Below are 6,158 nucleotides of genomic sequence, written 5' to 3'. Positions count from 1 at the left end.
TGGTGCAATTTCGCTCATAGAATATCCCCTAACTTGAATTTGTAACATATTCAAGATGATATGCTAGAGGTTGCTTTAAATTCAAATTTAAAAAGTTGTGGATAAACAAATAGAAGTCAAAAATTGACGTTGAGTAGCGAATATTTTGTGACCGCTTGTCAGATTATATATATGTAATATATTTAAAAGGATTAAAATTTAAACTCATAATTAAAAAAGGAAAATGTCATGAAAAAATATATAAAAATACTTGAACTCGCAGTTGTCTTACAAATAAGCATATTCACCCAGCAAGCTTTTGCAGATTGGAGAGGTCATGTTAATTGGTCTTTTCATGATACAGGTGTACCAGATTGCCCGGGCGAATATATTCGTGTAGGCGGCAATGATTGCCTTCTAGCAGGTATAGGAGGAGGAACTGGAAACGGCAACAGGGCATGTTTAATGTCTAAGGCAAAAATTGATGCTGAAGATGGAAATTGTAATGGTGCAATAAATAAACTTCTTATTACTCAATGTCACAATGGAAAAGCTCAAGCGGAAATCCGAGCTGCAAATAAAGAGGAGGTATGTGACTATATTGCTCCAGATAGGCATAAAACAGTAGTTAATACGCAAAGCAACAATTCACAAACTATCTATAATCCAAATTTGAGGAGTTGTGTTATCAGTCTAAATAGTATTCCTGCTTCAATGATAAATAACTGTGATCAAAGAGTAGTGGCTGATTATAGGCATTATCAAGGTGGGACTTTTAGAGAGAACCAAACATATATTCTTGATCCTCGACAAATAGTTAAATTTACCCAAAATAGCTACTGCCCAGTTCTACAAGGGTGTGAACAGCGCTGGGATTTGATAGGTGTTAGATAAAATTTAAATTCGAGGTATAAATCTAGCTTGAAATTGATCGACAGGCATCTCAAAGAAAAACTGGTCAGCATCTTCTTTTTTACAGTTCAACCAATCTTCTCGATAATCTTCAGGGATAACAATAATAGATCGTTTCTCATCTTCTGGTTTATGGAACTGGCTCATGAAAGGGTGGTCATCTGCATTAATGGTCAGCATCGACATTGATCTAACTTGTTGGCCATCAATCACAGTTGAATCATAAATAGCAGCTACTGTAAAAGGTAAGCCATCCTCTCGATAAATTCCCCATCTTTCCGCTTTACCATTCACATATCTGGGTTCATAAATCTTTTCTACAGGTATTAATGCAAATTGGCTTTTAGCCCATGCATGTCGGAAGCTAGGTTTTTTATCTACAGTTTCAGTTCTGGCGTTATACGTATACTTTGAGAATTTAAAGTCATGGTTCCATGGAGGAATCATTCCAAACTTAACTTGCCGCCATTCTATATGGCCATCTTTAGAAAATATAAGAGGGCAGTCGTAACCAGGATAAATATCGGCCTTATAGTCGAAGGTTGGTTCGAATAGATCTAATAGGTGAACTCGGTCTTTTTTTATTGGTTCGTAGTTAGCACACATAATCTTCTCATTCATATTTTTTTATAATTCTTGATAAATTATAAGTTTATAAATACCTTATGAACGTAAGATTATGGTTAAAAATGTTGTAAAAATTGGATGGATACTTACTTTTTGTGATATCAATAATTGTTTTTCTAATAATCAAGCAACCAATATCCTCTACTTTAAATTAAATTGGTGATTTAATTGCTGGTTTATCATCACCGCTTACTTTTCTTTAGGGTGTAGTAGGGGATTATCAGAGTCAACAAGCTTTACTTAATAAAACAAAGAGACATTTTTTTAATAATGATATAGATACTAATGAACTTTCATATGAAATATTTATATGTTAAATATATAAATATTTAGAATTGATAATGATTTAATAGTTTTGGGGTTGAAGGAAAAGTATAGTATACATTTTTCTTATATCTACATCGTCATGGTTAAACTTAGATAAATAAAAATTAACTTTAAAAGTTTGGGTCTGCTCAAAACCATCGATATCTAGATAGTAAATTTTAATATAGTCGACTAAATTAGAGTCTTTATTATTTAATCTACTTGTATTTACTAGAATATTTAAATAAAAAAATTCATCTTTGGCAATATTTTTCTTAGAAATGGATAAGTTCTTTTCTGTCTTTGAGCTTGAAAATAATAATGAAAAATAGGAATCTTTCATAAACTCTTTTACATAACAATCAACCAGATGAGAGCTACTAGAAATTTTAACTTTAAAATGAAGTAGCTTCTCATTAAGTAATAAACTTTCAGGATGGGCTGATTGGGTCTCAAAATGAGCCTTTGTTATCTTTCTTCTATTTTCTTTTTCTTGTAATAAAATACTTAATTGTTTTTCAGCAATTTCAAGATTTTTATCTTGTTGCTTCATGTTTAAAGCTAACCATAAAAAAGCCAAAGGTGCAAAAATTCCAGAAAGAAAACCGCCAAACTCTCCGAGATTAATTGTTTTGAAATTAATATGTAGATTTCCCAAATGTAAAATTTGATTTTTATCTAACGGGAATGTCATTACAATTAATAAGATTAAAAAAATATAAAAAGTTAAAAAATAAACTATATTTTTAAAATTAAAAAATCTTTTAAAAAAGCCATAAAATTTATTAAATAAATTTATCATATTGAGCCTTAAAATTTATTAAATCATATATATTAAAATAATATTGTTGTTTAAATTAATTATTGCTAATTAATTTTTTAAAAAACTCTGAATTTTCAAAAATTTTTATTTCTCCAGTTTTACTGCAAGACGATAGATAAATAATATCATTTATAGGCTTATTTTTTATTTTAAAAGAAAACCATAAATTTAAAAATTTTACTGAGGCTAATTCATTATATAAAATTATAATAGTTTTACTTGGGTCTTCGAGAATATCTAAATTGAGTTTAAAAGGAGCTGGAGCCATACTTTTCATTACTTCAATAAGGTTTATTGAGCAAAACTCAATTTCTGGATTAAGTGTTTTTGTCAAAAGTGCATCTCTGAATGGTTTGAAAACAATATCTTCAATAAAAGTTTGACCATAATAAATGGCTAAAAATTCATATCCAATTTTTAAGGCTAACAGTGCAAGATTTCTTTTTGTTTCTGGTTCTTCTAAATCAATTATTCCTGTTACTTCAGGGTTGTTAATTACTGTTCGAGTACTTTCCTCTGCTTTTTTTACAATTGAGTCAACCTGAGATATTATCCTTTCATATGACCACTCTAGTTGATTTTCTTTTAGTCGCCGCTGGATACCTTTAATCAACATATCTCGTAAGCGCGGAATATCTGAAATATCTAGTGAGCCTTCAATTTTTATAATACCTTCATCGGTTAAAAAAATTTCTAGCTTAGGTATCATGTAAAGAGAAAAATCATTTTGATATCTGAATTTTTTATCATCAATTTCATATGTATCAGATAAAGGATTGGTAATTTCTTTTTTCTTCCCTTTGATCTTATGTTGAAAGCCATGCAGTTTAAAGTACACATTATTCGATAAAGGACCTTCAACGCTGGATCCAAGTTGCTCATTGCATCCTTTACAAAGATTTTTTGATGTAAATCGGCCCCCTATAAATTCTGGAATTAAATGTTCATCGGTTAAAATACTATTTGGTTTTGAAGAAGATGGTTCCTTTAAACAAATAATACATTTGGTAAAATTATCTTTATTTAAAAAAAAATTATGCATATCTTGAAGTTTGAAATAAAATTTATTTTGATAATTATAGAATAAATAATTTTATAAATCTTTTAAATAAGCAGGAGATATTAATCTCCTGCTCGTTAAATAATAATTAGGCAACCATTAACATCTTTGCAATTTCAGATGCGGTAGGGTTGTAATAAGTATTTACTAAAACACTAATCGTTTTATGGCCAGTAATCTTCGCTAGGATCTCTACTGGTAAACGGTAGTCGTGCACAAAACGGGTAATAGCTTCATGGCGTGAGTCGTGGAATGTAATAACACCATCTAAGCCAACTCTCCGTAAGTTACGTTGCCATATTAATCTAAATGCATTCGAGGTAAGAGGAATCATGCGGTCATCGTTAGGATCGTCAGGCAACCAAGAAAGTAACTCTTTTGCCTTGGAAGTTAATGGCACATCACGAGAAGTACCATTCTTAGTATCTAATAGGCGAATGAAATCAGGAAATATTAATCGCTTCTCTACACTAAGTATTTCACCTTTGCGCATTGCCGTTTCAAGTGCAAAAAGAAACGACCATGCAACTCGGTGTCTTGGCTGAACAGGCACTTTTCCCCACTCGTAATCGAGACCAGTTAAAACACTATCTATATGATGCTGATAAACACGTTGATTACGTGGAGGAGGGGCAGTAGGTTTTGATATTTCTTTGAATGGATTTTCTTTAGTTAGAAATAGTTCTTTCCGAGCAAAGTCAAAAACTGAACTATACATGGCCATTTCTCGAATGACTGTTGCACCTTTAACTTGCTTTAAACGTTTGTCACGCCATTGTTTAACTAATGCTGGTGTTAGGTCGTGAATTGATTCATCTGCTAATTTCCCCCAATTTTTCTTTAGGCATTTAAGCATTTGAACAATTAAGCGGGCACTCTTCATTTTTCTGCCTTCTTCTTGATAGTACTGTTCAAAAAGAGCATAGAAGGAGATATGGATTTTTTCAGGCTCAGGGTTAGCCTGTTGAGATTGTAATTCTAATAATTTTTTTGCGGCCCATTGTTCACACTCACTCGCAGTATCTCGAGTAGCTGTGTAACGTTTTCCTAAGTAACGAACAGTGATGCGCCACGCGTCCCCGCGCTTAACCGGCTTTTGCATAATAACACTCCAAATTTCGTGGTGTCGCCGCGACACCAAAATTCGCGAATGCCTAAAAGACATCCACTTTTTTGGTGTCGCAACGGAAATATAAAGCGTTTTTTAATGCGAATTTTGACTATTTTGAGTAGTCAAAGCTGACCGATCTACAATAAAAAACAGGCCACATAACTCGTTAAAGTTATGCAGCCTATTGATTTTAATACATAAAATCTTGGAGCGGGAAACGAGACTCGAACTCGCGACCCCAACCTTGGCAAGGTTATGCTCTACCAACTGAGCTATTCCCGCAATGTGAGCACATTATAGAGTGTTTCATTAAAGTGTCAACACTCTTGTGATCTAATTGAACGTTTAATCAGCACGACGCCACACTGTACCTTGACGCGTATCTTCAAGTACCACACCTTGGTCGAGCAAAGACTGACGAATACCATCTGCTTTCGCAAAGTCTTTAGCTTTTTTCGCATCAACACGTTGTTGAATGAAATCTTCAATTTCAGCATCAGACAAAGCAAGCGCTTCTTGTCCAATATCTGATTTTAAGAAATCATCTACATTGTGCTGTACCAAACCTAAAATGTTGGTGAGGTGACGTAAAGTCGAATAAAGCACAGTCGCTTGGTCAGCTTGCTCTTCTTTTACAGCACGGTTTAACTCTTTGTTGAGTTCAAACAATACTGCCATTGCTTCAGCCGTATTGAAATCGTCACACATTGCGTTGTTAAAGCGTTCAATAAAACTTTGATCAAGCGTTTCAGTTGTCTTTTGACCATACACTTGTTGGTAAGCTTTAAATGAATGATAGAAACGAGTTAAAGAAGTTTTTGCTTCTTTAAGCGCTACATCAGAAAAGTTCACAGGACTACGATAGTGTGAAGACACAATAAAGTAGCGAATCACTTCAGGGTGGAACTTCTCCATCACGTCACGAATCGTGAAGAAGTTGCCTAAAGATTTAGACATCTTTTCACCATCAACGTTAATAAAGCCAACATGCATCCAATAGTTCACATATTGCTCGCCAGTTGAAGCTTCACTTTGAGCAATTTCATTTTCATGGTGTGGGAACATTAAATCTGAACCACCACCATGAATGTCAAAGTGATTGCCTAAGCAGCAAGTTGACATTGCAGAACATTCGATGTGCCAACCCGGACGACCATTACCCCAAGGAGATGCCCAAGATGGTTCGTTTTCTTTTGCATGTTTCCAAAGTACAAAGTCAAAAGGATGTTTCTTTTCAACTTCTACATCGACACGTTCACTTGCACCAGCTTGCATATCATCCAGCTTGCGGCCAGAGAGGCGACCATATTTTTCAAATTTGGTCACTTCAAAATAAACAT

6 protein-coding genes and 1 tRNA gene are annotated in these 6,158 nt (G+C 33.6%); 1 reads left to right on the top strand and 6 read right to left on the bottom strand.

The window, feature by feature from the left end:
- Positions 1 to 228: 228 nt before the first annotated feature.
- Positions 229 to 873, top strand: coding sequence for a hypothetical protein (locus tag J536_RS23195; RefSeq protein ID WP_032063938.1), 645 nt, complete (start codon positions 229 to 231; stop codon positions 871 to 873).
- A 3-nt stretch (positions 874 to 876) separates the two neighbouring features.
- Here the strand turns inward: J536_RS23195 and J536_RS23190 are convergent, their stop codons facing one another.
- The 6 genes from J536_RS23190 to cysS form a co-directional block, all read right to left on the bottom strand.
- On the bottom strand, positions 877 to 1,497 hold the full coding sequence (locus tag J536_RS23190; protein ID WP_032064102.1) for an SOS response-associated peptidase: 621 nt from the start codon (positions 1,495 to 1,497) through the stop codon (positions 877 to 879).
- Between the two features lie 367 nt (positions 1,498 to 1,864).
- A complete protein-coding gene (locus J536_RS23185) occupies positions 1,865 to 2,626 on the bottom strand; it encodes a hypothetical protein (protein ID WP_032064100.1) in 762 nt (253 codons plus the stop codon).
- Positions 2,627 to 2,681: 55 nt separating this feature from the next.
- A complete protein-coding gene (locus J536_RS23180) occupies positions 2,682 to 3,689 on the bottom strand; it encodes an HNH endonuclease (protein ID WP_032064099.1) in 1,008 nt (335 codons plus the stop codon).
- A gap of 106 nt (positions 3,690 to 3,795) precedes the next feature.
- Positions 3,796 to 4,809, bottom strand: a complete 1,014-nt coding sequence (locus J536_RS23175; RefSeq protein WP_032064098.1) for a tyrosine-type recombinase/integrase — start codon at positions 4,807 to 4,809, stop codon at positions 3,796 to 3,798.
- 215 nt (positions 4,810 to 5,024) lie between these two features.
- Positions 5,025 to 5,100, bottom strand: a tRNA-Gly gene (locus J536_RS23170).
- Between the two features lie 63 nt (positions 5,101 to 5,163).
- Positions 5,164 to 6,158: cysteine--tRNA ligase (gene cysS / locus J536_RS23165; protein WP_032064097.1), on the bottom strand; the 995-nt coding region annotated here is incomplete at its 5' end.

The sequence above is a fragment of the Acinetobacter sp. 809848 genome (genome assembly GCF_000581275.1).
GTDB lineage: Bacteria > Pseudomonadota > Gammaproteobacteria > Pseudomonadales > Moraxellaceae > Acinetobacter > Acinetobacter pittii.
This window is presented reverse-complemented; position numbering and strand designations above follow the sequence as displayed.